The following is a 23201-nucleotide window of genomic DNA, read 5'->3' on the forward strand; positions in this document are numbered from 1 at the left end:
ACGAACGACACAGCGTGGGGTCAGCCCGTCACGATCCGATCGTGATCGAGACGGTCGTCCCGTCCGGTCGCCGGGCCGTGATCGTCCGTGTTTCGTTCGCATCGAGCAGCCACAGGCGACTGCCGATCGTCGACCGCTTCACCCGTTGCGCTTCGACTGTGATGTCGGCGATCACCTCCTCCCCGGTCGTCGCGTTTCTCACGGTGACGGTTTTCGGTCCGATAGCTGTCGTGTTCACCTGTATCAGGAGCTCCCCCGTCGTGTTCGTCGCGACGGCTTCCGTGGGGAGGCTGGACAACCGGAGCTGTTGGACCTCATAGAAGACGTTCGTCGTCCGGCCGTCGAGATACGTTCTGAGGTCGCCGTGGCTGTGGGTCAAATCGACGCCGTAGACTGTCGAGTCCCCGAAGCCGGTCACGCTCAGCCCAGAGATCATGTTGTCGGCGGCCCACGGGTACGTCTCCTGGGCGCGCTGGTAGGCCCGTGACAATGCTGAGCTGTCCCCCTCGACGAACTTGTTGGGGCCGGACTCCGCCCGCTCGTTCCAGAGCGTCGCCTCGCGGACGAATGTCCCTCCATCGTCGATTGTCGTGAGAACGACGCCGCTATCGCCACCCTGAATGCCGATCGACCGCGAAGGCGCTGTTCCAGCGAGGCTCGCCGCCATCCGTTCCGTAACGGGCCCTCTCAGCGTGATCAACTCACCGTCGATGCCAGCCAGCTGCCCGGTGGCATCGGCCGAAAGTGAGAGGGTCGAGGACTGCTGGACGACTGTTTCGACGACGGCTGCGCGCTCGTCGACACCCTCAGCAGCGGCGCGAATACGGGCGAGTTCACGGAAGAGCCCGGCACTACCGATCTCGCCCTGCGCGAAGGCACGGAGTGCGTCCTGGCGTTCTGTCTGGAGTCTCGATGTCCGTGTTTCGAGTCGATCGAGGGTCTCCTCGACGACTGTCCGCTTGGCCGACTCGTTGTCGGCGGACTCGAACGAATTGCCGAACTGTCCCGTCTCAACGGTTGTTTGTAGCTGTTCCTGGTCGCCGGCAAGCGCGCCCGCAAGGTCGGCTGTCGCTTGCTGACGCGTCGGGCTTCCACCGGGCACGACAAGCCGGCCGACAGTGTCGTTCCCGGGCGTCACCGAATACGGCATTTCGGGACTGTCACCGACTGTCGTGGCCACTGCCGAACCCACGCCGAAGACTGTCACGACCGTGAGGAGGGCCACGAGGAGCGTGACGATATGCGGGGGCCTGCGCATCGGATATGTGTTTGAGACCACAACACAAAAACCCATCTACCTCCAGTTATGACGTGTGTCTGACGCCCTGAGACGGGGCGATACCTTTCATCAAGGCAGCTAACGTTTTATTTGTGGATGGAAAGGGTTTTGGACTCGGCCCGACACTGCAACGACATGTCCCCGTCGATGCGACTCGTCGCTGCGTTTCTTGCTCTCCTCGCGATAGTGGCTGGTAGTGTCGTCGTCGGGGCCCAATCGGGAGATGTCTCCGACCAATCGACGGCCAACGTTTCGGTCAACGTTTCGACAACGATGTGGATCGAACTGGGAAGCGGTGGCGACGCCCACTGGAACGTCTCGTTGCTCGCCACACTGCCGGACCAGGAGGCGGTCGATTCGTTCCGGGAACTCGGAACTTCCTTCGAGGCGAACGAAAGCGAGATCCTCTCGTCGGCGACGTTTCGCCGGTACGTCGAGATCGCGGACAATTCCACTGGCCGGGACATGCGACTCACCGGCATCGAACGGACAGCTACCGTGGCAAACACGACCGGCCGCCTCGAACTGTTGTTCACCTGGGAGAACTTCGGCCGGCGTGATGGATCGACGGTCCACGTTGCGGATGCCTTCACCGGATCGGACGGGCTGTGGTTACAGACGTTGAGTGCCGATCAGCAACTGGTCTTTTCGGTGCCCGAGTCCTTCGATATCACGAGCGCGCCCAAGGGGTACACGAACCGGACGATCCGGTGGGAGGGACCGACGGAGTTCGAACCGGGGGACTTCGAGATCACGTACGACGTCACTCCCTCGTCGACGACGGACACTCCCCCAACCCAGGACCCGACGACATCGACGACGGGAACGACGGATGCGGGTCCCACCCAGAGCGGTGGCGTTCCGGCGCTCGCGATCCTCATTGGCGTGATCGTCGCCGTCGCCGTCGGTGTGTATCTCTTCCGGAACGTCGGGGACCTCTCGACCCCGGATCGGCCCACCGGGGGTGACGGGATGGCCGCCGAGACGGCTGACGATCGACCGGCCGATTCGACGGCGACGCCACCGCCCGGATCGAGTGACGAGCAGGCACAGACGGACGCGACTGCCGACGACCAGCCCCCTCTGGACCGGGAACTGCTCAGCGACGAGGAGTACGTCGAAGCACTCTTAGATCGCAACGGCGGGCGGATGAAGCAGGCGAACATCGTCACGGAAACCGGGTGGTCGAACGCGAAAGTCTCGCAGTTGCTCTCGACGATGGCCGAGGAGGGCCGCGTCGAGAAACTCCGCATCGGGCGGGAGAACCTGATCTCGTTCCCGGACGAGGACGGGGAGACCGAGGAGTGATCGTCGCGGCTTGATCGCCGATCCGAACGACATCGTGGATTCGACCGGCGCGAGACAGACACGCTGCGGTCGTCACGTACTTGTCCCACCAACGCCTAGGACGGCCGATGGAGTACCTGGAGCGACGGCGAGGGCTCATCGAAACGCGACTCGAAGATGTCCTCGCGTCGGTCGACCCGGCCGAACTGTCGAGCGAACTCGAAGACGTCGTCCTCGCAGGTGGCAAGCGGGTTCGCCCAACGGTCGCGCTGCTGGTCTGTGAGGCCGTCGGCGGCGAACCCGAGGACGCTGTCGATTTTGCGGTCGGCGTCGAGCTCGTCCACAACGCGTCGCTGGTCGTCGACGACATCATCGACGAGTCCGACCGCCGGCGTGACTCGCCCAGTGCCTGGTCCGCATTCGGACACGGGCCGGCACTGATCGCCAGCGACGGGCTGATCGGCGAGGCGTTCGCGCTGTTCTCGACTGACGAACGCGCGATGCGCGCCGTCTCGGAGGCGATGGTCGAACTCGGCGAGGGTGAAGCGACCGAACTCGCCGCGATGCCCGACTCCGAGGACGCCTACCGGCAACTCGCCCGCCGAAAGACCGGCGCACTGTTCCGTGCGGCGGCCGAACTCGGGGCAATCGCGGCCGACGCCGACGCGCGTACTGTCGAAGCGTTCGGGCAATACGCCGAACAGGTGGGTATCGCCTTCCAGATCCGCGACGACGTCCTCGACGCGACGGCCGACGCCGAGCAACTCGGCAAGCCGGCCGGTCACGACGCGGCAATGGACCGTCCATCGATCGTCCAGGTGACCGACCTCTCGCCGGCGGAGGCCACCGAGCGCGCCCGCAGCGAGGCCGACGCCGCCCTCGAACTCCTCGATACCGTTCCCGTCGAAGACGAGCAGGCCGTCGAGTATCTCCGCGATCTGGCGAATTTCGTCGTCGAACGTGAGCGGTGAGGGCTGCGCTGGACCGCCCCACTCCTCATTCGAGTTTGCCGTTGAGAACCTTTGCCGCCGTGAGAATGGGGTCCCACGTCGGCCCGAACGGCGGCGCATACGAAAGATCGAGATATTCCACATCCTCGACGGTCAACTCCGACTGGATGGCCGTCGCGATCGGATCGATCCGCTTGGCGACACCCTCACGGCCGACGATGCTTGCGCCGAGGACGTGCCCCGTCTCCCTATCGCCGACCAGCGTGATCTCGATCTCCGACCCGCCGGGATAGTAGTGTGCCCGGGAAGCCGACGTGATCGACACTGATACTGGGTCGAAGCCGGCGTCCCGCAGCTCCCGCTCGTCGAGAATCCCCGTCCGGGCGACGGCCAGGTCAAACGCCTTGAGGACGGCCGTGCCGGCGATGTCGCCGACAGGCGTGGGATCGCCGCCGACCGTCGCGCCGACGGCCCGCCCGGCGCGGTTGGCCGTCAGCGCCAGCGGGACGTGGGCCGGTTCGTCCGTGACTGCGTGGCTCATCTCCGCGCAGTCGCCAGCCGCATAGACGGCGTCGTCGCTGGTTCGGCCGTATTCGTCGGTTTCGATCGCGCCCGTCGGCCCCAGGTCGATCCCCGTCTCCTCGGCCAGTTCGACGTTCGGTTCGACGCCCGCGGCGACCAACACCGCGTCGACCGGAACGGCCCCGGCGTCGGTGCGGACCGTCTCGACCCCTCCATCTCCTTCGAGGGCCTGGACGCGCGTCCCGGTTCGGACATCGACACCGTTGTCTTCGAGTTCGTCCTCGACCGTTTCCGCGGCCGCCGTGCCGAAGGGCGGGAGGACGTGTTCGCGCATCTCGAACAGCGTCACGTCGAGGTCGCGACCCCGGAAGGCCTCGGCCATCTCGATGCCGATGTAGCCGCCGCCGATCACGCCGATCCGGTCGTACTCGGCCGCCGCAAGTGCTTCCTTGAGTTCCCGCCCCGCGTTCATCTCCTGGAGCGTGAAGACGTTCCCGGCGTCCAGACCGTCGATCGGCGGTTCGAGCGCACCCGCTCCCGTGGCGATCAGGAGGTCGTCGTAGCCGATCCGGTAGGACTCGCCGTCGTCGGTCTCGACCGTGACTTGCTGTCGATCGCGGTCGATCCCCGTGGCCTCATGCCCTGTCCGGAGGTCGATGTCCCGCTCCTCCCGGAAGCGTTCGGCCGGGATCGCGATGAGATCGTCGAGGGAGTCGATCTCCCCCTTGACGTAGTAGGGGAGGCCACAGGCCCCGTAGGATACCCACTCGCTCCGTTCGAGGACCACTACCTCGCGGGCAGGAGCCTCGCGTTTGGCCTTGCTGGCCGCGCTCATTCCTGCCGCATCGCCGCCGATAACCACAAACGCCTCGGTCATATTTCAGCTTCGGCTCCGAACCCATAAAGAATTGTGGTGACCGCACAAACCCAAATACCCGAATTCCGATCTGAACGCTGGCTGGAGGTCTTCGAGCGGATCACGCCCGAGATAGGGAGATACCCGAAGGGGGCCACGCCCGAGCAGGTGGACCTGGTAGTGGCGACCGAAGGAACCGCCCGCGTCACCCGCTGCTCACCGGGCGGGGCAAGCGAACGCGATCCTCACCGGGCGACGACCAGTTTCCTGTTCATTCCCAGGGGGCGTCCGGACCGCCCTGCTCCGGCGGTTCGTCGTCGTCCGGCTTCCTGTTCTCCGTCGAGAGGTCTGGCTCGTCGATCCGCTCCCCATCCTCATCTCTGTCATCGAACGGCGGGAGCTTCTCCTCCATCACGCTCCGATAGTAGATGGTCCAGAGGAATCCGATCACCAGCGAGAAGACGAGGAGTTCCGTGACCGTTATGTCGTAGGTGAGGGCGACGTATCCGCCCGAGAGAACGACGCCCCAGTTGTACACGAAGATGGTGAGATCGCCACGGTCGATGTCCATGCACGGTACTGGCGCGACCGTCCACAAATGCGTGTCGGTACTTTTCGACGGGATCTCGGCCAATTCCGACTATTTCCCGCCGTCAGTGATCGCCGTCGTGGCCGATCGGCTCACCCGGATACGCCTTCTCGCCGGCCTCGACCCGGACGTCGAGCCAGTTTGCCATCGGGATCAGCGGACACTCGTAGGCGGCGTTGTACGCACACGTCGGGTTATACGCCTGATTCAGGTCGAGGATCCAGGTCCCGTCGGCCGTCTGATGGCGGTCGGGTTCGAGGTCGAGATATCGACCGGCACCGTAGGTCTCCTCGTCGTTGGTCTCGTCTCGGAACGGGACCCAGAAGCGATCCTCGCCGGCTGCCGGTTTGTACGCCTGGAGGGTGACCGCTTCGCCGTCGACATCGAAATTGAACTCGCCCCACCGGACGTATTCTTGACTCCCGTCGGCGGTCGTCTCGACGGTCACCGACTCCTTGTCGTCGTGTTCCTCCAGGGGCAGTTCGTACCGATAGGCCGGGTCGACCGCGAAAAAGTCCAGCCCGGCAAAGTCGGCGTGTTGCGGGACGGGCGATCGCGGGTGTTCGGCGAAATACGTCTCCTTTTCGGCTCGCTGCTCGCGGATCCGCTCGGTGTAGTCCTCGTCTGTCATCGTCGGAACTTGGACGCGGGGACACATAATGGTATTGCGTGACTTCGACAACACCGGTGACGCTACGCAACTGCCCGGATCGGGGGCCAGAGCGCGGTCGCCGCGCTACTGCTGGAGGCGACTCAGCCACTGTCCGACCCGGCCCGAACTACCCGTGATCAGGCGGTCGGAGTTGAACACCCGGATCGCCAGGTAGATCATGGCGGCGGCGAAGATCGCCTCGTAGACGATCCCGCCGAACACCATCGTCGTGTCGTTCAACAGCAGTCGTTTGGGTGCGATCGTCGGGTGCGTGAACGGGATCGCCAGCAGGATCGCCCGGATCGGCAGCGACAGCTGGGCGACGTCGGTGAACATCGTCGCCAACATCGGGACAATTGCCAAGATAGAGATCGGGAACAACAACATCTGGGCGCCCTGGCGGTCGCCGGCGAACACTCCCAGGAGGAGCGCCAGCGCCAGAACACCGACCAGCGAGAGGAACAGCGAGACACCGATGATCGCGTAATCGGTGATTCCCAGGCTCAGCGCCGTACTCGCCGCGCCGTCGCTGAACGACGACTGGTAGTAATAAAAGGAGACGGTGTACAACGCTGCGCCGAGCAGTCCGATCGAGGCACTACCGATCAGCTTCGCGGCCACGATCGTCGAGCGCTTGACCGGCATGGTTAGCAGGGTTTCCAGCGTCTTGTTCTCCTTTTCGCCCCCCATCGAATTGATCACCATCTGGCCCGAAAAGAGGATGACAAACATGATCACGACGGGAATGAGAATGAACTGGGTGGCGAAGCTTCCCGACAGACTGGCGGGTGAGGTCCCGTTGAGGGTCTTGTCTTCGAGATAGGTCGTATGCTCCGGCTGAATCGGATTGAGCATCGCGGGGGTCGTGCCGGTGACGTTTAGCGTCAGGGCGGTGCCTGCCCGCCCGATCTGTTGATCGATCTCTGCCGAGGAGGTGATCCCCGAGAGGCTGAGTGAGCGAACGACCGAGTGGACGCCGACGTCGCCGACCGTCCCCTGTCGGATCCGTTCGCTGAAGCCATCGGGGATGACGATCAGGGCATCCCCACCCGCGTCGGAGACGGTCTCCATCGCAGTCGATGGATCGCCCGACTCGGCGTAGTAGACGACTGAGGCATTCTGTGAGAGCGAGGCGTTGACCAGGTCGCCGTACTGCCCGTCGTCCTCGTGGATGATCCCGATTGCGGGCTCGCCGTCCGCGCCGTCCTCGATGCCGCCGATCCCTTGCCCCATCGCGACGAAGATGATGGGGATCATCAGGATCGGCAGGAGATACCGCGGCCGGAGGAGCTCCCGGGTTTCCTTCCAGAGGAGCCGCCAGAAGTGGTTCATGCGACCGCCTCCAGGAAGGCCTCCTCTAGGTTCTCGACGCCGTAGCGCTCGACCAGTTCGGCCGGCGGCCCCTCGGCGACGATCTCGCCCTCGTTGAGCAAGCCGATCCGGTCACAGAGGTATTCGACCTCGAGCATGTTGTGGCTCGATAAGAGGACGCTTCGATCCGTGCCGGGGAAGTCCTTGATGATGTCCCGGATCGCCCGGGCGTTCTCGACGTCCAGTCCCGACGTCGGCTCGTCTAAGATCGCCAGATCGGGCTCGGTCATGATCGTACTCGCAAGCAGAAGCTTGCGGGTCATCCCCTTTGAGTACTCGCTGGTCTTGCTCCCGATTCGATCGCCGAGATCGGCGATCTCGACGCCCCGGTCGACGAGTGCTGTCGGACTGTCGCTGTAGAAGTCCGCCACGAACTCCAGATACTGTCGGCCGGTGAGATTGTCGTACGAGCCGGCGTCCTCGGGAAGATATCGGATCCGCTTTCGTACCTCGTTGGGCTCTGCCTCGACGCCGGTACCGAAGACAGTCACGTCGCCGCCACCGACCGTCAACAGCGTCGCGAGCGTCCGGAGGGTCGTGCTCTTGCCCGCGCCGTTTGGCCCGACGAGCCCGTATATCTCGCCCGGCTCGACGGTAAAGGAGACGTCGCGGAGGGCCTGTACGTCGCCATATCGTTTCTCCAGCTCGGAGACCGTCACGGCTGATTCTGCCATCGTCGGCTACGTCACACCACTGTTAAATGATAATACCGGTTTCGTCAGGTGACGCCGGTTGTGGTACGCGGCGGGGAAACACGGGTCAGACCACGTCCGGGCGAACTCGAAACCGCTGGTAGCCGCCGTGGGAGAGTTCGAGCGCGCCGAGCCACCAGTTCCAGCGCTCGATCAGATCGGACTCCTCGGGTGCATCGTTCAGGTTGTCGACGACGATCTCGACGGTCAGCGGCCCCTCGAAGTCGGCTGCGTACTGCGCGGAGTCGGCCAGATCCGTCGCCTGCCGGGCGACGATCCGGGCGGTTTCCGGCTCGGTGTCGAAGGTTTCGACCAGTTGGGCTTCGAGTTTCCTCCGGTCCACAGCGGATGTTGATCGAGCGCCGACTTCAAGAACTCGAAATTCGTTCGCCAGCCCGACGGGAGCGCCATTCCGGACTCGGGACCGTCAGTCGTGGCCGACGATCGGCTGTGGCTCGTAGGGTTCTTCGAGATACTCGACGTCAGAATCCGAGAGGTCGATCTCCATGGCTTCGACGGCGTCCTCTAAGTGTTCGACGCTGGTCGTGCCGACGATCGGCGCGGTGACGTACTCGTTTTGATACTGCCAGGCCAGCGCGATCTGGGCCATCGTGACGCCGTAGTCGTCGGCGAGTTCCTCGACGCGCTCGTTGATCTCGCGACCGCCGCCGCGAGTGTACTCGTCGGTCGGGTTGTGGAAGTTCTCGGGGTCGCCACGCTCGGTGGCTTCGAGTTCGTCGATCGGGCGCGTCAGGAAGCCCTGGCCCAGCGGCCCCCACGGGATGACGCCCATGTTCTCCTTCTCGGTGAGGGGGAGCATCTCGCGTTCTTCCTCGCGATAGGCCAGGTGGTAGTGGTTCTGCATCGTCTCGTAACTCACGAGGTCCTCGCGCTCGCTGGTCCGGAGTCGCTCGGAGAGCTGGTGGGCGAACATCGAGGAGGTGCCGACGTGGCGAACCTTGCCGGCGCGGACGGCATCGTCAAGCGCTCGCAAGGTCGTCTCCGGCGGGGTGTTCGGATCGACCCGGTGGGTCTGATACAGGTCGATCGTGTCCATGCCGAGCCGATCCAGGCTCGCGTCGAGTTCCTGCTGGATCGTCTTCCGGGAGAGCCCGGCGGCGTTGGGCGTGTCCTCGCCGACGGGGAAGCGAACCTTCGACGCGACGACCTGCTCGTCGCGGTCGTAGTCGGCGAGGACGTCCCCTAGGATCTCCTCGCTCTCGCCCGCTGAGTAGGCGTTTGCGGTATCGAAGAAGTTCACGCCCAGATCGATCGCCCGCTCGATGATCTCGCGACTCTCTTCTTCGTCGAGCATCCAGGGCTCCTCGCTGCCGAAGCTCATGGCCCCGAGACAGAGCTGACTGACCTCCATCCCCGTCGAGCCGAGTGTGGTGTATTCCATGCCCTCTGGAATATGAGCGGGCAGTTCAAATGATTTATGCCTGCTGAACTGTCTCTTCGCACGTTTCGGCGGGATCTGTTGTCATCTCCTGGCGCTGTCGAACATACGACACTCGAAGTGAACGTTAAGTCCGCCGGCGACGTACTGTCGGTGAGACGATGCCTTCGAAACCCAACCCCTTCGACGAGATCGAGCGGATGTTCGACCGGATGAGCGACCAGTTCGAAGCCCTGGATCCGACAGAGGTCGCCGGCGCGGTCACCGGTTCGGCCGGCGGGATCGCCGTCGATGTCGTCGACGAGGGCGACCGGTTCGTCCTCACGGCCGACGTGCCGGGTTACGACAGCGACGACATCGACGTGACGCTACCGGACGCGACGACGATGCGAATCAGTGCCGAGCGCACCGACGCGACCGAATCCGAGCACAGCGAGCCCGATGACGGCGTGTTTATCCGACGCGAGCGCCGCCGGACGGCGACGAGTCGAACGGTCTCGCTGCCGGAACCCGTCGACGAAGACGGCACGGCGGCGAGCTATCAACACGGCGTCCTCACGGTCGAACTCCCGAAGGAGCGACCCGACGCCGGTGACTCTCGGACGATCCCGATCGAGTGATCCCGGACCGTCGAAACCGTCTGGATCCGGTCTCTCCGCGTCAGGGAGCCGGTGGATCGCCGTCGTAGGCGTCCATGTCGGCGTAGAAATTGAGTAACCCGAACTTGAGCTTTCCCGGGTCGACGTCGATCATCTCGCCGCGCTCGACCGGCGGGAAGGTGCCCCGGACGGCGTACTCCGGGGACTCGATCTCGGCTTTTTCGGTGTAGCGCCGATCGACCAGCACCCGTGCGCCGAAGTCCTCGGGCGAGCGGACGACCCGCCCCATCGCCTGGCGCGTCTTGCGGATCGTCGGGATCTCGACGGCGTAGCGCCACCCGGCTTCGTCGGCGTCGAAGGTCGCGTCGTAGGCGTCCTGGACGGCGTCCATCCGGTCGTCGAGGTAGGGGTAGGGCACGCCAACGACCAGGACCGTCCGGGCGTCGTCACCGTCGTAACTCACGCCCTCGCCGAGGGTGCCCCACAGCGACGTAAAGAGGACGCCGTCGTCGCCGTCGGTGAAGGTCTCGCGTAATTCCTGGGCGCGGGTGCCCGGTTCGTCGAGGTATTTCGTCGCCTCGACGTCGACCCGATCGTGGTAGCGCTCGGCCTCCGCATAGCTGGGGAAAAACGCGAGCGTGTTCCCGGGCGTCAATCGGACGGCGTCCTCGACGACACTCGCGACGGTGTCCTGGAGGTCGGGGTCGTCCCGCTGGCTGGCGAACAGCGACGGGACATCGACGGTGTAAGTCCGACGGCGCTCCTCGGGAAACTGGGGGCCGTAGGCCATCGTCTCCGGGTCGTCCAGCCCCAGTACGTCCTCGGTCACGTCGAAGGGGCGTAGGGTTGCGCTCATCAGCACCGAGGCGTAGAGATCGTCGAACAGTGTCCGCGTCACCCGCTCGGGGATGGCCGTATACAGTTCCGCCCTGCCGTAAAGATCGCCGTCCCCGTCCTCCCGCCGGACACTGACGACTGGATACAGGCCGGTCTGCTCGCCGTCTTCGAACCACCCGTCGAAAAAGGTGGCTGCCTGGAGGGTGGGACACTCCTTGCGGACACTCGTTTCGCCGTCCTTGTAGGCCTCGTCGTACTGCTGGTCGAGTGCCTGCCCGAGCGCGACGGCCGCCTCCAGATCTTCGTGGACGCCTTGTCCGGTGTAATTTTGCAGGATCGAGAGCGTGAGGTCGTCCCGGCGGTCGTCGTTGTCGATCGCGAGGTCGGTCCAGTCTTCGTCGATCGTCTCGCGCTCGCCGAACCCGAGCGCGTCGTCGTAGGTCTCCCGGAGGGCGGTCAGAATCGTCTCGAGGACGTTTCCCGCCGGGCCGGCACGGGGATCATCGACATCTTCGAGTTCTTCGAGTGCGCGTGCGAGCGTCGGTTCGGCTAACGTCCGGCGGGCGTGTTCGCGGGCCGCATCCTCGACGTTGTGGGCCTCGTCGAAGACGGCGATCACGTCCTCGGGGTCGCGGCCGAGCCACCGGAAGAACTGCTCGCGGATGAACGGATCCAGCAGGTGATGGTAGTTACAGATGACCAGATCGACGCCGTCGATCCCCTCTTTCAGGAGCTCGTACCCACAGAGTCCCTGGCGTTCGGCGTACTCATAGACCTGATCGGGCGTGCGAACGTCGTCGTACAGCCACGCGTAGAACTCGTCGGTATCGGTCGTGAGATTCCGATAGTAGTGGTCGCAGGTCGCCTGCTCTTCTTTGAGCGTCTCGATCTCCTCGGCGACCGCGTCGAGTTCGTCCATGACAGCCGAGCGTGCCTCGGCAGCCTCGCTGTCCCCGTCCTGGCTCGCCTCCAGGAGCTCGCGCTGGCGACGCTCGAGGTCTGCCTGTTCGGCTTCGCTGTCGACGAGATCGCGAGTCGTCTCCCGCAACGCCTGACACTCCTCGTAGCCCACGTCGATGTGACACATCGAGCCTTTCCCGCGGAAGACGGCCGCGCGGATCGGCTCTTGTTCCGTGATCTGGCGCGCGTCCGCGACGAACTGGCGCATCTGCTGGTGGACGTTTGTCGTGATCACGACTGTCTTGTCCGTCCGACGGGCGAACTCCAGAGCCGGCGTCAGGGCCGCGAGGGTCTTGCCCGTCCCCGTCGCCCCCTCCAGCAAGACGTCCGATCCATCTTCGAGTGCGTCCCCGATTCCTTCGATGGCCTCACGCTGGTGGTCGTATGGCTCCTCGTAGGGGAAGAACCGCGCGTAGTCGGGATCGGACGCCACGGGCAGGGGTTGGTCGCTAAGGGCCAAAAGCGTTCGCTCGGGAGGGACACCCGACCCGCCGACAGCCTCCACACTTGTCTGGACTGTCACGGAATGCGGTCGTCGGTACGGACCACCCCTCGCGACCACAGTTTATATTATCGTGAGTATATTACGTACGCGTATGACCCGGCTATTCTCGGAGGCCTCGCGCTGGTGGTCATAGAATCCCTCCCCCGCCCAGTCAGATTATCAGCTACGATATTCTCGGGCGAACGCTTATTTTAGCACTCTGAGAACTGCCGACTATGGCAATGGAAGTGATCGAAGAGACGGACTGGTACCGGATCGAATACGACGACGACCTTGACGCGCTCATCCACACCTGGACGATGTTTTCGAACGGCGAGCAGTTCCGGGAGGGAGCGAACGCGCTGTACGAGGCCCTCAAAGAGTACGACGTCTCAAAGGAGATCATCGACACCCGGGAGGTCAAGGCACACGACGAGGAGGACAAGCAGTGGCTCCAGGAGGAGTGGATCCCGAAGATGGTTGATGCCGGCATGGAGTACTCCGCGAACGTCCACCGCGAGAGCGTCATCGCCGAGATGGACATGCAGGAGACCGTTGATCCGCTCTCCGATCTCCCGTTCGAGAACATGATGACCGACGACATGGCCGAAGCCCGCGAGTGGATCGCCGAGCAGTAGACTGGCCACCCTTTACTCCTCGGGGTCGCAAGCGATCCGCTCGTCGCAAAAGCTGGACCAAAAACTTCCTGCTCGCAAGCAAGGCGAGCGAGCAGCGAAACGGGGCTTCGCGCCGTACGATCACCGCCTTTCCCGCAACGCCGCCCGCAAGTCCTCCAGATCCATATCCTTCATCGCGAGCAGCACCAATAAGTGATAGACGATGTCGGCGCTCTCGTGGGCGATCTCCTCGCGATCGTCGTCCTTGGCCGCAAGCAATAACTCGGTCGACTCCTCGCCCAACTTCTCCAGAACGGCGTTCTCACCTTTCTCGTGGGTGAACAGCGATGCGGTGTAGGAGTCCTCGGGCAAATTCTCCTTGCGGTCCTCGATCACCGCGAACAGTTCGTCGAGTATCGCCTCGTCGTCGGTCATGCCCGAGTTCACGCGGGGCCGGCCCCTAAGCGCGTCGAAGCGGCCGTCGGGTCAGCACAACCACTCCACTCGTTCAACTCCGCCAGAACGACGGCGTGAAGATCACCAGCACCGAGAGCACCTCCAGGCGGCCGATCCACATCAGGAACGTCATGTAGAGCTTCCCGAGGTCGGAGAATCCCAGGAAACTGTCCATCGGCCCGACGTCGCCAAACCCGGGACCGACGTTGCCAAGCGTGGCGATGGAGACACTCATTGCGTCCAGCCCCGACAGCGTCACCGCGGGCGTCCGGAGGCTGTCCAGATACAGCAGGACCGTCGAGACGACGAAGATCCCCAAGAACAGCGCGATGAACGCGAAGACGTCCCTGACGGTCTCGTCGTCGATGATCTCACGACCCAGTCGGATCGGCCGGACTGCCTCGGGGTGGATCGACGTGAACAGCGACCGGTCGATCCCCTTCGTGACCAGCACCCACCGGACGATCTTGATCGAGCCGGCGGCCGAGCCCGCCGACCCGCCGAGGAAGTACGCGAACAGCAGGGTCGTTTGGGCGACAGGGTGCCAGGTGTTGACGTCCATGCTGGCGTAGCCGGTCGTCGTCACGACGGCGATCGCCTGGAAGAGGCCCTGACGGAGGGCATTCTCGACATTGCCGACGATCGTCCCGACGTTTTCGGGCGTCCCGCTGAGGCCGACGCCGGCGAACAACAGCGCCGAGATGAGGGCTCCCACCCCGGCGACGGCGAGCAGATACGACCGGAACTCGGTGTTGTCGATCAGTTCCCGGGGGTCGCCACGGAGGACGTACCAGAACAGCGCGAAGTTGGTCCCGGCGACGAGCATGAACACCATCACCGCCCACTGGACGGCGGGGACAAACGCCTCCATGCTCTTGGCTTCCGGCGAGAACCCGCCGGTCGGCAGCGTCGTCAGCGCGTGGGCGACGGCGTTGTAGAGGCCCATGTTCGGCGCGATTCCCGCGAGGTTAAGCCCGTAGTAGACCAGCGCCGCGAGCACGGTGAACCCGGCGTAAATCCCCCACAGCGCCCGGGCCGTTACCTGAATCCGTGGCGTCAGCTTCTCCAGGGACAGCCCCGGAGCCTCCTGATCGATGACCTGCGCGCCACCGACCGACAGTTCGGGGAGGATTGCGACCATCAGGACGAGGATACCCATGCCGCCGAGCCACTGGGTGAGCTGTCGCCAGAGCATCATGGCGTGGCCGTGGCGATCGACCGAGATCTTTTCGAGGACGGTCGCGCCGGTCGTGGTGAAGCCACTCATGCTCTCGAAGAGGGCGTTGACGGGGCCCGCAACCGATCCCGTCCCCGCGACGAGATAGGGGATCGTTCCCGCGAGCGGGACGACGAGCCAGGCGAGACTCACCAGCAGGAACGCCTCGCGATTGCCGAGGTCTCCCCCTGAGTCGACCGCTTCGAGTAGCCCGCCGCCCAGTACCATGACGACGCACGCGACGACGAACGGAAGGGGATCCTCGCCGTAGAACAGCGACAGGACGAACGGCAGCGCGGGCGCAACGCCGATGAACTTCAGAACGGTCCCGACGTAGGCGACGCTCACCCGGTAATCGACGTACGTTCGCACTGACGTGTGTCCCATCGGACGTTCGACATCCTCGGGCGGGGGATAAATGGCCGTTTCGAACCCGGCGGTTCGGCGACTGCTGTGTCCCGCCCTATGCGCCGTACCCCTCAGCCTCGATCGGCCCGCTGAACACGCCGTAGAGGAACTTGAAGTACCACAGCACGACGACGAGCACCGGGAACCCGAGGACGGTCGTGAGATTGAGCGCCAGCGGCGAGACCACGGCCGTCTCGACGGTCAGCTCCGCCCCCGACGCCGTCGCCGGATAGATCGCGGGGTACAGCAGGAGCGCGACCAGCGCGCTCAACAGTGTGGGGAGGGCAAGCGCGCTCACGAGCCACGCCCGGTAACTGTCACGGAGCGCGAGCACGATCCCGCCGAGGCCCGCGACCACGGAGAGGCCGACGATGGCGACGCCGGGGATCGAGAGGATCGTCCCGGCAGTCCCGCCGGCGTCGGTCACGATGACGACTGCGAGCAGGACGACCACGCCGGCGAGGTATGCGACTGTCGCAAGGATGCCGAGGTCGCGCATCTCGCCGGCGAGGGCGGGGCCGGTCTTGGCCGCTACGAACGCCGCGCCGGTGACCGCCGAGACGGCGACCAGGCCGACGCCCGTCAGGATGGCGGGCAGCGAGATCGCGCCCACGTCGAACACCCACGAGCCAGCCAGCACGCCGAAGAGGAACGGCGCGAGCGTGCTGCCGCCGACGAACGACCAGTCACAGGCCCGCTGCCAGGACTCGTCTTCACGCTGTTCGCGCAGTTCCGGGCCGACGCCGCGGAACAGGAGGGCGAGCACGAACCCGAGTGCGATCAGGTAGTTGTCGGCGAGCAGCCGCGAGTAGACGTCCGGGAACGCCGCAAGCAGCATCGTCCCGAACGCGATCAGCCACACTTCGTTGGCGTCCCAGATCGGCCCGAACGCCGCGAGTAACGTCTCCCGGTCGTGATCGTCATCGCGGGTCGCATACAGCATCCCGATCCCGAAGTCGAAACCGTCCAGGACGATGTACATCGTCAGCGCGAACATGACGACGCCGAACCAGACGTCCGGGAGCGAGTCGACGAGGTAGGTATCGACCGGCAACAGCAGCGGTTTAATCATCGCTGGTCACCCCCGGGATCGGCCCGTACCAGTGATCGTCCGGGGCCGGTTCGACACCCAATTCGTCGAGTTCCCCCTCGATCAGCCACCGGAGGGTGTACAGCGCGGCCACGACGAGGCCGATATAAATGACCACGAATGCCGCCAGACTCAGGGTCGCCTCCGTCGAGGACAGCGTCGAGGAGACGGCCTCGCCGGTCTTGAGCTCGCCCTGGACGACCCACGGTTGACGGCCGATCTCGGTGACGTACCACCCCGTGAGCAGGGCGGCGTACCCCAGCGGCGAGGCGGCGATCATCGCTCGCAGGTACAGGCTACTGTCGGACAATCGATCGCGATAGATGAGATAGCCACCCCAGAAGGCCAGCCCGATGAACAGGAACCCGAGTCCGACCATGATGCGGAACGACCAGAACACGAGCGGAACTGGCGGGTTCTGTTCGTACTCGTCGAGACCTTTCACGACCGCGTCGAAGTCACCCCCGCTTGCGAGAAACGACCCGACCCTGGGAAGACTGATCGCAAAGAGATTCTCCTCGCTGGGGTTCATGATCGCGTCTGGGCTCGTCGGGATCGCAAAGAGGTGCAGATCGGCGGTTCCCGTCTCGTAGTGGGCCTCCATCGCGGCGAACTTCTGTGGCTGGGTGTCCTCGACGTGACGGCCATACGCATCACCGTGGACTGCCTGCAGCGGCGCGGCGACGATCAGGAGGAGGACGGCAATCTTCAGTGCCGTGTGCCAGGCTTTGGCGTCGCGTTTCTTCCAGACGATGTACGCCGCGACGCCGGCGACCAACAGCGCCACGGCGATCACTGACGCGTTGATCATGTGGACGTACATCCAGGTCATCCGCGGCGTGAAAAAGGCGGCAATCGGGTCGGTCAGCTTGGCGACTTCCATGCCGTTTCGCGTGATCATCTCGTACCCCTGGGGGGTCTGCATCCAGGCGTTGACGACCAGAATCCAGAAGCCCGAAAGCCAGGCCCCGAAGCCGGTCAGCACCGACGAGAGGAAATACGTCCGATCGCTGACCTTCTCGCGGCCGAACAGCAACACGCCGAGGAAGACCGCCTCGAGGAAAAAGGCCATCTTCGCCTCGAAGGCCAGCGGCCCGCCGATCAACTCGCCGGCGAGTGCCGAAAAGCCCGGGAAGTTCGTCCCGAACTGGAAGCTCATGGGGATCCCCGTTACCGTCCCCATCACGAACCCGGCGGCGAAGACATTCAGCCAGAACGACCGTAGCCTGGCGTAGCGCTCACTGCCGGTCCGTACATCTTTCCACGTAAAGTAGATGATGAAGGGCGCGAGTCCGATCGAGAGGGCCGCAAAGAGGATGTGGACGCTGATCGTCCAGCCGAACTGCAATCGGCTTGCGAGTTCGGCTGGTAACAGGAAGAGCCATCCGTCGACGGGTATCCCGGCCCCGAACACGTTCTGGAGTAGCTGGGTAGCTGGCTGCATTCGTTGGCGCGCGGTTCGCTGCCCTCCAGTATAAGTACGGTCCTTCCTCCTGCCCGGTGGAAATAGCCGAACGTATTTTATGGGTCCACAAACAATTCTTGGAAAACCAGCAATTATTGGTGCCTTTCAGTCAGTTTCGAAAAACGCCAGATCGTGGATCCGGTGATCGCCCGTCAACTCCGGGTGGAAGGCGGTCCCGACGACGGGACCGTCCCGGACCGCGACAGGTCGATCCTCCCAGGTGGCCAGCACCTCGGCGTCGCCGACGTCACTGATGGCCGGCGCTCGGATGAACACGGCGTGAAACGGCTCCTCAAGGCCGTCCACGTCGAGCGGGGCTTCGAAGCTGTCCTTCTGTCGGCCGAAGGCATTCCGCTCTACGGTGACGTCGAGCAGACCGAGTGCCTCGACGCGGTCGTCGCCGGTGTCCCGCGCCGCGACGATCAACCCGGCACAGGTCGCGAGTACCGGTTTGCCGGCCCGGACGTGGGTTTTGATCTCCGGAGCAATCCCTTCCTCAGTCAGCAGGCGAGAGATCGTCGTCGACTCCCCACCGGGAACCAGTAGGACGTCACAGTCGGGGACGATTCCGGACTCGCGTATCTCGACGACGTCCGCGGGTTCGTCGTGTGCCGCTGCGGCCGCCCTGACGGCGGTCGCGTGTTCGCTGACGTCGCCCTGGACGGCGATCACGCCGGCGGTAAGCGTCATGGTCCAGCCTTGTGGATCGACGGCGAAAAGCGCTCTCTTCCGCGGCCACGTCACGGTGATGTCGTCGGCCGCGGTCGGCGACAAACCCTTGAGTCGAGCCGACACAGGTGAGAGCATGCCACAGCGCGATCCGGTCGAGAACGCCGCCGACGGCTCGATCGATCTGTATGGTATCGCCGACTGGGAGGTCCGTGGGTGGCTGGATCGACTCGCCGTCGCGCTTCACGCGGGCGCTCACACGTTCGCCCGGGTGACGATCGTCATGTTCGCAGTCTCGATTCTCGTCTCGCAATTCCTCCTGGGCGGACTCGGCGCGATCACGGATCCGGTCGTAGGGACGGTCACTGTGCTCTCGGTCGTCCCGGCCATCGGCCTGACCGGGTACGTCTGGAACGCCGACGTCACCGATCGCGAACCGCTGGGATTGCTCGTCACGACGTTTTTCCTCGGCGTTCTCTTCGCCGGGTTCGCCGCCGTGATCAACGCGATGTTCGCCCCGACAGCGTTCGTGCTCACTGACGCCTTCGGCGTCGAGGCGCTCGGACTGTTCGTCGTCTTTTACGTGATCGTCGGCCCGGTCGAGGAAGGGGTCAAACTCCTTGCAGTTCGACTGTACGCGTTCAATGATGCCCGATTCAGCGCTGTCGTCGACGGGGCCGTCTACGGCGCGGTTGCGGGGCTGGGCTTTGCGACCATCGAGAACGCGCTGTATATCACCCAGACTGCCGGCGACGTCGGGATGGGGGTGTTCGCCGCCGGCGGTAGTGTCGTGACGGTGCGCGCGCTGGCCGGTCCCGGTCACGTCATCTACTCGGCCTTTGCCGGCTACTACCTCGGCCTGGCGAAGTTTTCCCCGGATCGCGCCGGCCCGATCGTCGTGAAAGGGCTGGTGATCGCCGCCTTCGTCCACGCCACGTACAACGCGCTCGTCTCCGTGCTTCCGGCGTTCGCCGCGGAGGTTCTCGGCATCTCGCCGTTCTTTGCCTTCATCGGCTTCGTGATCCTCTACGATGGACTGTTCGGCTACGTGCTGGTTCGCAAACTCCGGGCCTATCGCCGGGCGTATCAGCAAGCCCTCGCCGGGACTGACCGTCTGCCCGATCCCGAAGTGACCGAATTTGATCCCTGACGGCCCGAAATGGCCGCGTTCGGGCTGACACGGTGGGCAGTATTTATGCGTGCCCACGCGTATTTTCACCCATGGCCGCTGGCATTCTCGAAACGGTCAGCCGAGTCGGGACGGCACTGGTGGTCGCACCGATCGCCGTGCTCGGGCTGGATTTCTTGGTCCAGGGACAAACCGCTGGCGGGCTCGCGTTCCTCGGGATCGTCGGGCTCATTCTCGCTCTCGAACGGTACGTTATCACGCCCCGTGAGATCCCCCAGCGCATCGTGAGCTACCTCGTCGGATCGCTGTTCACCGTCGAGGACGCTGCGGATAGCTGATCGTGGCTCCCGTGGAAAACGGTCCGGCGGCCCATCGGGGCCGCCGGCGAGCGCGAACGGCCAGCAGACCGGCCGAGCGCGCCGAAACAAAGTGGGGGAATGGGGGGTGGGGTGGCACCCTTACGGGTGCGGTCGATCGTAGCCGATGGGTTCCTATGAATCTTGTGTCCTCGGGTGATCTCGCGTCGTCACGTGTATGTATCAGGGGCTCGTAGAATCGGTAGTGACGACCGTCGCATCCGAACGGGCGGCCGGACCGCTAGTTCGCCCTGCGACTGACGCGGATCTCTACGCTGTCGCGGAGATCGAACGCCGCTCGTTCTCCCAGCCCTGGCCGATCGGGGCGTTCGAACGATTTCTCGACGCGCCGGCCTTTCTCGTCGCCGTCGATCGAGCCCCCGGGACGGCGGGCTCCGTGATCGGCTACGTCGTTGCCGATATGGTCCCGAACCACAGCCAGCCACTCGGTCACGTCAAGGACCTCGCCGTCCATCCCGACCGGCGAAACAGCGGCGTGGGTCGCCAGTTGCTCCAGCGCGCGATCATCGCCCTCGGGGCAGGCGGCATCACCACCGTCAAACTCGAAGTCCGCGAGAGTAACGACACCGCCAGACACCTTTACCGGAGTGAAGGGTTCGTCCACCGGCGGACGATCCCCGGGTACTACGACGACGGCGAGCACGCCTTGGTCATGTTCCGGTCGCCGTGAGCGCTCGGGGTGATCGCCCGGGTTCGCCACGCCCCCGGCGAACACCTTTCACTCACGAGTCCGTGGATCACCGTATGGGATACGCGTGTCCAGTGTGCGAACAGCCCCAGGTCGACGCCAGACACCTGGCGAATCACCTGGCCTTTACCGCGCTGCTTGGTGACGACGATCACGAGCGCTGGCTCGCCGAGCACGCACCGGGGTGGGACCAGGAAGACGACGAAGGGCTTGCCGACCGGGTCCGCAAGCACGCCGAGGAAGTCGACGTCCCCGGAGCTGATACCGTCGAACACGACCACGGAACCGGCGACCCTGAAATCCACGAACATGCGGCTGACGTCGAGCGAACCGACAGCGTCGACCGCCCTGGCGATCTAGCTGGGGGAACCGAATCCATCATTGACGAGCACGATCCGGGAGTGACCTTCGATGACATCGGCGGCGGTCCGACGGCGGGGGCTGATCCGACCCTGGACGCCGACGCCATGGCGGTCCTCCGGGAGGCCTACGAGATGACCCGCACGCGCCGGGAGCAGGCTACCGGTGTGGAAGACGACGGTGAATCCCACAGCGACGATTCGGACGACCATCGAGCGACCGGCGAACGAACCGGGGCGGAGCCGGCGGACACTGACGCTGGCGAAACGGAATAGTGGACGGAACCCGAAAGCCCGGGCATGCACACCGAGGGGCTGCTCGCACCTGAGACGCCCGCGGACGCCCGCGACCACTACGACGCCCTCGCGTCGACTGCGGGGGTCGTCGTCCGTGAAGTCGCGCGGGCGATGGATCTCGACGGCGACGAATACGACCGTCGCGTCACCGACGACGTGATCGAGACCGCCCACGATGCGGTCTTTGCGTCGCTTCTTGCCGTCCGCGTCGGCACCCACGAGGAGTTCGATTCGTTCTGTGACGACCACGGTGGCGAGGTTCTCCAGACCGGCAGCGAACACGTCGAAGGCGTGGTCTGGCACGCGCCGCCGTTCGCCGAAACGATCGTCGCCACGACGTTCCAGGACGCCGAGGCGGCGGCGATCGGGACCCTTCGCCGTCAGGCGTACGGCCGGCTCTATCGGGACATTCTCGAAACGGACGAAACAGAGCCACAGACGGACGAACATGGCGATCACTCGGGGGCGACCTGAATGCGCAGACGGACGAAACTGGTCTCCGTCGCCATCCTCGCCATCGTGGTGCTCCTGCTCGCACTGGGCGCACTGCCGGGATTCATCAAGGCGGGCGACCCCTACTACATGACCGCGACGCCGGTCGAGGAACACGCGGCGGTCAACGCGACCGATCTGGACGAGCGGCGGTTTCCGTACACCACGGCGGCGATCGATTCGGCCACAACGGCCCAACCGGGCGAGTCCGGCCCGTACTGGAAGGGCTACGTCGGCTTCAAGGAGGCGTTCACCCACTCGCCGTTCGACGAACTCACCGCACTTCAGCAGCGCTCGACCGCGGCGGTCGACGGACCGGAGGCGGTCTACGTCCGGGTTGGGGACACACACTATCGACTGACCATCGAGCAGTAGTCCGGACCGACCGGTGGGGCTCGGCCGACTACAGGGCAGGGCGAGCCAATGCACGTTTTACGATCGGCCCGAAAGTGCCTGCCATGACTGAAGAACACGCGGAGCACGACTGGCCGATTCTCGAATCACGCATCGAGTACGAGACGGGGTGGTACGAGGGGGGCTACGATCTGGTCGAACAGCCCGACGGGTCCGAGAAGCGCTACTACTGGGCCGCACTGCCGGACGCGGTCGTCGTCGTTCCGGTCGTCGACGATGCACTCGTGATGGTCGAGCAGTATCGGCCGGCGATCCGCGAGCACTGCCTCGAATTTCCGGCCGGGATCGTCGAGGACGGCGAGTCCTACACCGAGGCGGGCGCGCGGGAACTCCGCGAGGAGACGGGCTTTGATCCTGCCGGCGTCTCGCTGCTGGAGGATTTCTGGGTCGCGACGGGGGCGATGCGCCACCAGCGCGGGATCGTCTTCGCCGAGGGCCTCGAACCCGTCGGGACGAACCTCGATGACAACGAGTTCCTCGAAGTCACGACGGTCCCGGTCGAGGAGGCACTCGACCGTGCCCGAGCCGACCCGGCCAACGACGCGACGATCGAGGGGATCCTGCTCGCCCGGGAAGACGGTCTGCTCTGATCGTCTGTGAGCGACTGTCTCAGCCGCTCGGCTGCCCTCGGACCACCAGGATAGATCGTGTGATACAGGCTCGACCGGTGCGGTTATGAGGGTGGATATGTGACGGACTCCCATGGACGGCGAGTGCTCGGCGGCGGATCTCAAGTCGCTACTCGACACAGACCAGGACGTACGCATCGTCGACGTTCGACCACCGGCCGCCTTCGAACGCGGTCACATTCCCGACAGCGAGAACGTTCCGCTGGCGACGCTCACGAACGAAGTCGACCGCCTCGATGGGGCCGATCGGGTCGTCACTGTCTGTGCTCATGGGGAGGCGAGTATACGGGCGGCCCGACTCGTTGCTGCCTACGAAGGTATTGATTGCCCAGTCGAAAGTCTCTCGTGTGGCGTCGACGGGTGGGACGGCGACTTAGAGATGGGCGACGGTCACTGAAGCGGGGGCTGTCGGCACGGG

At 64.6% G+C, this 23201-nt stretch carries 26 protein-coding genes; 12 read left to right on the plus strand and 14 right to left on the minus strand.

From position 1 onward, the window contains the following. Window positions 1-28 precede the first annotated feature (28 nt). Entirely contained in the window at window positions 29-1258 is a 1230-nt protein-coding gene (locus HBNXHr_RS00990) for a hypothetical protein (RefSeq protein WP_275882803.1), read from the minus strand. 156 nt (window positions 1259-1414) lie between these two features. On the opposite strand from HBNXHr_RS00990, the gene HBNXHr_RS00995 reads away from it, so the two are divergent. Beyond that, window positions 1415-2587 (plus strand): hypothetical protein, encoded by a 1173-nt coding sequence (locus HBNXHr_RS00995; protein WP_275882804.1) that lies wholly within the window; start codon window positions 1415-1417, stop codon window positions 2585-2587. A gap of 107 nt (window positions 2588-2694) precedes the next feature. Then, window positions 2695-3537, plus strand: coding sequence for a polyprenyl synthetase family protein (locus tag HBNXHr_RS01000; protein WP_275738688.1), 843 nt, complete (start codon window positions 2695-2697; stop codon window positions 3535-3537). A gap of 25 nt (window positions 3538-3562) precedes the next feature. Here the strand turns inward: HBNXHr_RS01000 and HBNXHr_RS01005 are convergent, their stop codons facing one another. The 7 genes from HBNXHr_RS01005 to HBNXHr_RS01035 form a co-directional block, all read right to left on the minus strand. After that, window positions 3563-4915: an FAD-dependent oxidoreductase gene (locus HBNXHr_RS01005; RefSeq protein WP_275882805.1), complete on the minus strand. Its 1353-nt coding sequence runs from the start codon at window positions 4913-4915 to the stop codon at window positions 3563-3565. Between the two features lie 250 nt (window positions 4916-5165). Beyond that, window positions 5166-5465 (minus strand): hypothetical protein, encoded by a 300-nt coding sequence (locus HBNXHr_RS01010; protein WP_275738692.1) that lies wholly within the window; start codon window positions 5463-5465, stop codon window positions 5166-5168. Between the two features lie 82 nt (window positions 5466-5547). Continuing rightward, on the minus strand, window positions 5548-6114 hold the full coding sequence (locus HBNXHr_RS01015; protein WP_275882806.1) for a DUF1684 domain-containing protein: 567 nt from the start codon (window positions 6112-6114) through the stop codon (window positions 5548-5550). A gap of 105 nt (window positions 6115-6219) precedes the next feature. Continuing rightward, window positions 6220-7467, minus strand: a complete 1248-nt coding sequence (locus HBNXHr_RS01020; protein WP_275882807.1) for an ABC transporter permease — start codon at window positions 7465-7467, stop codon at window positions 6220-6222. Continuing rightward, a complete protein-coding gene (locus HBNXHr_RS01025) occupies window positions 7464-8180 on the minus strand; it encodes an ABC transporter ATP-binding protein (RefSeq protein ID WP_275882808.1) in 717 nt (238 codons plus the stop codon). Before HBNXHr_RS01025 ends, HBNXHr_RS01020 begins: the two co-directional genes overlap by 4 nt. Before the next feature lie 85 nt (window positions 8181-8265). Next, window positions 8266-8541, minus strand: a complete 276-nt coding sequence (locus HBNXHr_RS01030; protein ID WP_275882809.1) for a hypothetical protein — start codon at window positions 8539-8541, stop codon at window positions 8266-8268. 84 nt (window positions 8542-8625) lie between these two features. After that, entirely contained in the window at window positions 8626-9600 is a 975-nt protein-coding gene (locus tag HBNXHr_RS01035; RefSeq protein WP_275882810.1) for an aldo/keto reductase, read from the minus strand. Window positions 9601-9758: 158 nt separating this feature from the next. Here HBNXHr_RS01035 and HBNXHr_RS01040 point away from each other — a divergent pair, with 158 nt between their 5' ends. Then, window positions 9759-10217 carry an Hsp20/alpha crystallin family protein gene (locus HBNXHr_RS01040; protein ID WP_275882811.1) on the plus strand — a complete coding sequence of 153 codons (459 nt, stop codon included), beginning with the start codon at window positions 9759-9761 and terminating at the stop codon, window positions 10215-10217. 40 nt (window positions 10218-10257) lie between these two features. On the opposite strand, the gene HBNXHr_RS01045 is transcribed toward HBNXHr_RS01040, so the two are convergent. Continuing rightward, on the minus strand, window positions 10258-12426 hold the full coding sequence (locus HBNXHr_RS01045; RefSeq protein ID WP_275882812.1) for an ATP-dependent DNA helicase: 2169 nt from the start codon (window positions 12424-12426) through the stop codon (window positions 10258-10260). Window positions 12427-12713: 287 nt separating this feature from the next. Between HBNXHr_RS01045 and HBNXHr_RS01050 the strand changes: the two genes are divergently transcribed. Then, on the plus strand, window positions 12714-13115 hold the full coding sequence (locus HBNXHr_RS01050; protein WP_275882813.1) for a hypothetical protein: 402 nt from the start codon (window positions 12714-12716) through the stop codon (window positions 13113-13115). A 120-nt stretch (window positions 13116-13235) separates the two neighbouring features. Here the strand turns inward: HBNXHr_RS01050 and hisE are convergent, their stop codons facing one another. The 5 genes from hisE to pdxT all read right to left on the minus strand — a co-directional run bounded on the left by hisE (window position 13236) and on the right by pdxT (window position 18419). Next, window positions 13236-13529 (minus strand): phosphoribosyl-ATP diphosphatase, encoded by a 294-nt coding sequence (gene hisE, locus HBNXHr_RS01055; protein WP_015789163.1) that lies wholly within the window; start codon window positions 13527-13529, stop codon window positions 13236-13238. Window positions 13530-13602: 73 nt separating this feature from the next. Continuing rightward, window positions 13603-15153, minus strand: a complete 1551-nt coding sequence (locus HBNXHr_RS01060) for a TrkH family potassium uptake protein (protein WP_275882814.1) — start codon at window positions 15151-15153, stop codon at window positions 13603-13605. 76 nt (window positions 15154-15229) lie between these two features. Then, window positions 15230-16246 carry a cytochrome d ubiquinol oxidase subunit II gene (locus tag HBNXHr_RS01065; RefSeq protein WP_275882815.1) on the minus strand — a complete coding sequence of 339 codons (1017 nt, stop codon included), beginning with the start codon at window positions 16244-16246 and terminating at the stop codon, window positions 15230-15232. Continuing rightward, window positions 16239-17708, minus strand: a complete 1470-nt coding sequence (locus tag HBNXHr_RS01070; protein WP_275882816.1) for a cytochrome ubiquinol oxidase subunit I — start codon at window positions 17706-17708, stop codon at window positions 16239-16241. The genes HBNXHr_RS01065 and HBNXHr_RS01070 overlap by 8 nt, the downstream gene beginning before the upstream one ends. 126 nt (window positions 17709-17834) lie before the next feature. Continuing rightward, complete coding sequence (pdxT, locus tag HBNXHr_RS01075; RefSeq protein ID WP_275882817.1) at window positions 17835-18419, minus strand: pyridoxal 5'-phosphate synthase glutaminase subunit PdxT; 585 nt, start codon at window positions 18417-18419, stop codon at window positions 17835-17837. A gap of 115 nt (window positions 18420-18534) precedes the next feature. Between pdxT and HBNXHr_RS01080 the strand changes: the two genes are divergently transcribed. From HBNXHr_RS01080 to HBNXHr_RS01115, 8 genes are all read left to right on the plus strand, one after another. After that, on the plus strand, window positions 18535-19548 hold the full coding sequence (locus HBNXHr_RS01080; RefSeq protein WP_275882818.1) for a PrsW family intramembrane metalloprotease: 1014 nt from the start codon (window positions 18535-18537) through the stop codon (window positions 19546-19548). Window positions 19549-19619: 71 nt separating this feature from the next. Next, window positions 19620-19865, plus strand: a complete 246-nt coding sequence (locus HBNXHr_RS01085; protein ID WP_275882819.1) for a hypothetical protein — start codon at window positions 19620-19622, stop codon at window positions 19863-19865. Between the two features lie 196 nt (window positions 19866-20061). Next, the gene (gene rimI / locus HBNXHr_RS01090; RefSeq protein ID WP_275882820.1) at window positions 20062-20574 is read left to right on the plus strand and encodes a ribosomal protein S18-alanine N-acetyltransferase; all 513 of its coding nucleotides are present in this window, start codon (window positions 20062-20064) and stop codon (window positions 20572-20574) included. 74 nt (window positions 20575-20648) lie between these two features. Further along, window positions 20649-21227, plus strand: a complete 579-nt coding sequence (locus HBNXHr_RS01095) for a DUF5810 domain-containing protein (RefSeq protein WP_275738728.1) — start codon at window positions 20649-20651, stop codon at window positions 21225-21227. Between the two features lie 24 nt (window positions 21228-21251). Beyond that, entirely contained in the window at window positions 21252-21722 is a 471-nt protein-coding gene (locus HBNXHr_RS01100) for a DUF5809 family protein (RefSeq protein WP_275882821.1), read from the plus strand. Beyond that, on the plus strand, window positions 21723-22115 hold the full coding sequence (locus HBNXHr_RS01105) for a hypothetical protein (protein ID WP_275882822.1): 393 nt from the start codon (window positions 21723-21725) through the stop codon (window positions 22113-22115). It begins immediately after the preceding gene. 83 nt (window positions 22116-22198) lie between these two features. Continuing rightward, the gene (locus HBNXHr_RS01110) at window positions 22199-22744 is read left to right on the plus strand and encodes an NUDIX hydrolase (RefSeq protein ID WP_275882823.1); all 546 of its coding nucleotides are present in this window, start codon (window positions 22199-22201) and stop codon (window positions 22742-22744) included. Between the two features lie 112 nt (window positions 22745-22856). After that, the gene (locus HBNXHr_RS01115; RefSeq protein WP_275882824.1) at window positions 22857-23180 is read left to right on the plus strand and encodes a rhodanese-like domain-containing protein; all 324 of its coding nucleotides are present in this window, start codon (window positions 22857-22859) and stop codon (window positions 23178-23180) included. Window positions 23181-23201: the final 21 nt, after the last annotated feature.

Origin of the sequence: Halorhabdus sp. BNX81 (genome assembly GCF_029229925.1) — an archaeon.
GTDB lineage: Archaea > Halobacteriota > Halobacteria > Halobacteriales > Haloarculaceae > Halorhabdus.

What these genes read in the sequence shown, in the direction of transcription:
- HBNXHr_RS00990 (WP_275882803.1), bottom strand. Translation starts at nt 1,258, where the DNA reads ATGCGCAGGCCCCCGCATATCGTCACGCTCCTCGTGGCCCTCCTCACG.
- HBNXHr_RS00995 (WP_275882804.1), top strand. Translation starts at nt 1,415, where the DNA reads ATGTCCCCGTCGATGCGACTCGTCGCTGCGTTTCTTGCTCTCCTCGCG.
- HBNXHr_RS01000 (WP_275738688.1), top strand. Translation starts at nt 2,695, where the DNA reads ATGGAGTACCTGGAGCGACGGCGAGGGCTCATCGAAACGCGACTCGAA.
- HBNXHr_RS01005 (WP_275882805.1), bottom strand. Translation starts at nt 4,915, where the DNA reads ATGACCGAGGCGTTTGTGGTTATCGGCGGCGATGCGGCAGGAATGAGC.
- HBNXHr_RS01010 (WP_275738692.1), bottom strand. Translation starts at nt 5,465, where the DNA reads ATGGACATCGACCGTGGCGATCTCACCATCTTCGTGTACAACTGGGGC.
- HBNXHr_RS01015 (WP_275882806.1), bottom strand. Translation starts at nt 6,114, where the DNA reads ATGACAGACGAGGACTACACCGAGCGGATCCGCGAGCAGCGAGCCGAA.
- HBNXHr_RS01020 (WP_275882807.1), bottom strand. Translation starts at nt 7,467, where the DNA reads ATGAACCACTTCTGGCGGCTCCTCTGGAAGGAAACCCGGGAGCTCCTC.
- HBNXHr_RS01025 (WP_275882808.1), bottom strand. Translation starts at nt 8,180, where the DNA reads ATGGCAGAATCAGCCGTGACGGTCTCCGAGCTGGAGAAACGATATGGC.
- HBNXHr_RS01035 (WP_275882810.1), bottom strand. Translation starts at nt 9,600, where the DNA reads ATGGAATACACCACACTCGGCTCGACGGGGATGGAGGTCAGTCAGCTC.
- HBNXHr_RS01040 (WP_275882811.1), top strand. Translation starts at nt 9,759, where the DNA reads ATGCCTTCGAAACCCAACCCCTTCGACGAGATCGAGCGGATGTTCGAC.
- HBNXHr_RS01050 (WP_275882813.1), top strand. Translation starts at nt 12,714, where the DNA reads ATGGCAATGGAAGTGATCGAAGAGACGGACTGGTACCGGATCGAATAC.
- hisE (WP_015789163.1), bottom strand. Translation starts at nt 13,529, where the DNA reads ATGACCGACGACGAGGCGATACTCGACGAACTGTTCGCGGTGATCGAG.
- HBNXHr_RS01060 (WP_275882814.1), bottom strand. Translation starts at nt 15,153, where the DNA reads ATGGGACACACGTCAGTGCGAACGTACGTCGATTACCGGGTGAGCGTC.
- HBNXHr_RS01065 (WP_275882815.1), bottom strand. Translation starts at nt 16,246, where the DNA reads ATGATTAAACCGCTGCTGTTGCCGGTCGATACCTACCTCGTCGACTCG.
- HBNXHr_RS01070 (WP_275882816.1), bottom strand. Translation starts at nt 17,708, where the DNA reads ATGCAGCCAGCTACCCAGCTACTCCAGAACGTGTTCGGGGCCGGGATA.
- pdxT (WP_275882817.1), bottom strand. Translation starts at nt 18,419, where the DNA reads ATGACGCTTACCGCCGGCGTGATCGCCGTCCAGGGCGACGTCAGCGAA.
- HBNXHr_RS01080 (WP_275882818.1), top strand. Translation starts at nt 18,535, where the DNA reads ATGCCACAGCGCGATCCGGTCGAGAACGCCGCCGACGGCTCGATCGAT.
- HBNXHr_RS01085 (WP_275882819.1), top strand. Translation starts at nt 19,620, where the DNA reads ATGGCCGCTGGCATTCTCGAAACGGTCAGCCGAGTCGGGACGGCACTG.
- rimI (WP_275882820.1), top strand. Translation starts at nt 20,062, where the DNA reads ATGTATCAGGGGCTCGTAGAATCGGTAGTGACGACCGTCGCATCCGAA.
- HBNXHr_RS01095 (WP_275738728.1), top strand. Translation starts at nt 20,649, where the DNA reads ATGGGATACGCGTGTCCAGTGTGCGAACAGCCCCAGGTCGACGCCAGA.
- HBNXHr_RS01100 (WP_275882821.1), top strand. Translation starts at nt 21,252, where the DNA reads ATGCACACCGAGGGGCTGCTCGCACCTGAGACGCCCGCGGACGCCCGC.
- HBNXHr_RS01105 (WP_275882822.1), top strand. Translation starts at nt 21,723, where the DNA reads ATGCGCAGACGGACGAAACTGGTCTCCGTCGCCATCCTCGCCATCGTG.
- HBNXHr_RS01110 (WP_275882823.1), top strand. Translation starts at nt 22,199, where the DNA reads ATGACTGAAGAACACGCGGAGCACGACTGGCCGATTCTCGAATCACGC.
- HBNXHr_RS01115 (WP_275882824.1), top strand. Translation starts at nt 22,857, where the DNA reads ATGGACGGCGAGTGCTCGGCGGCGGATCTCAAGTCGCTACTCGACACA.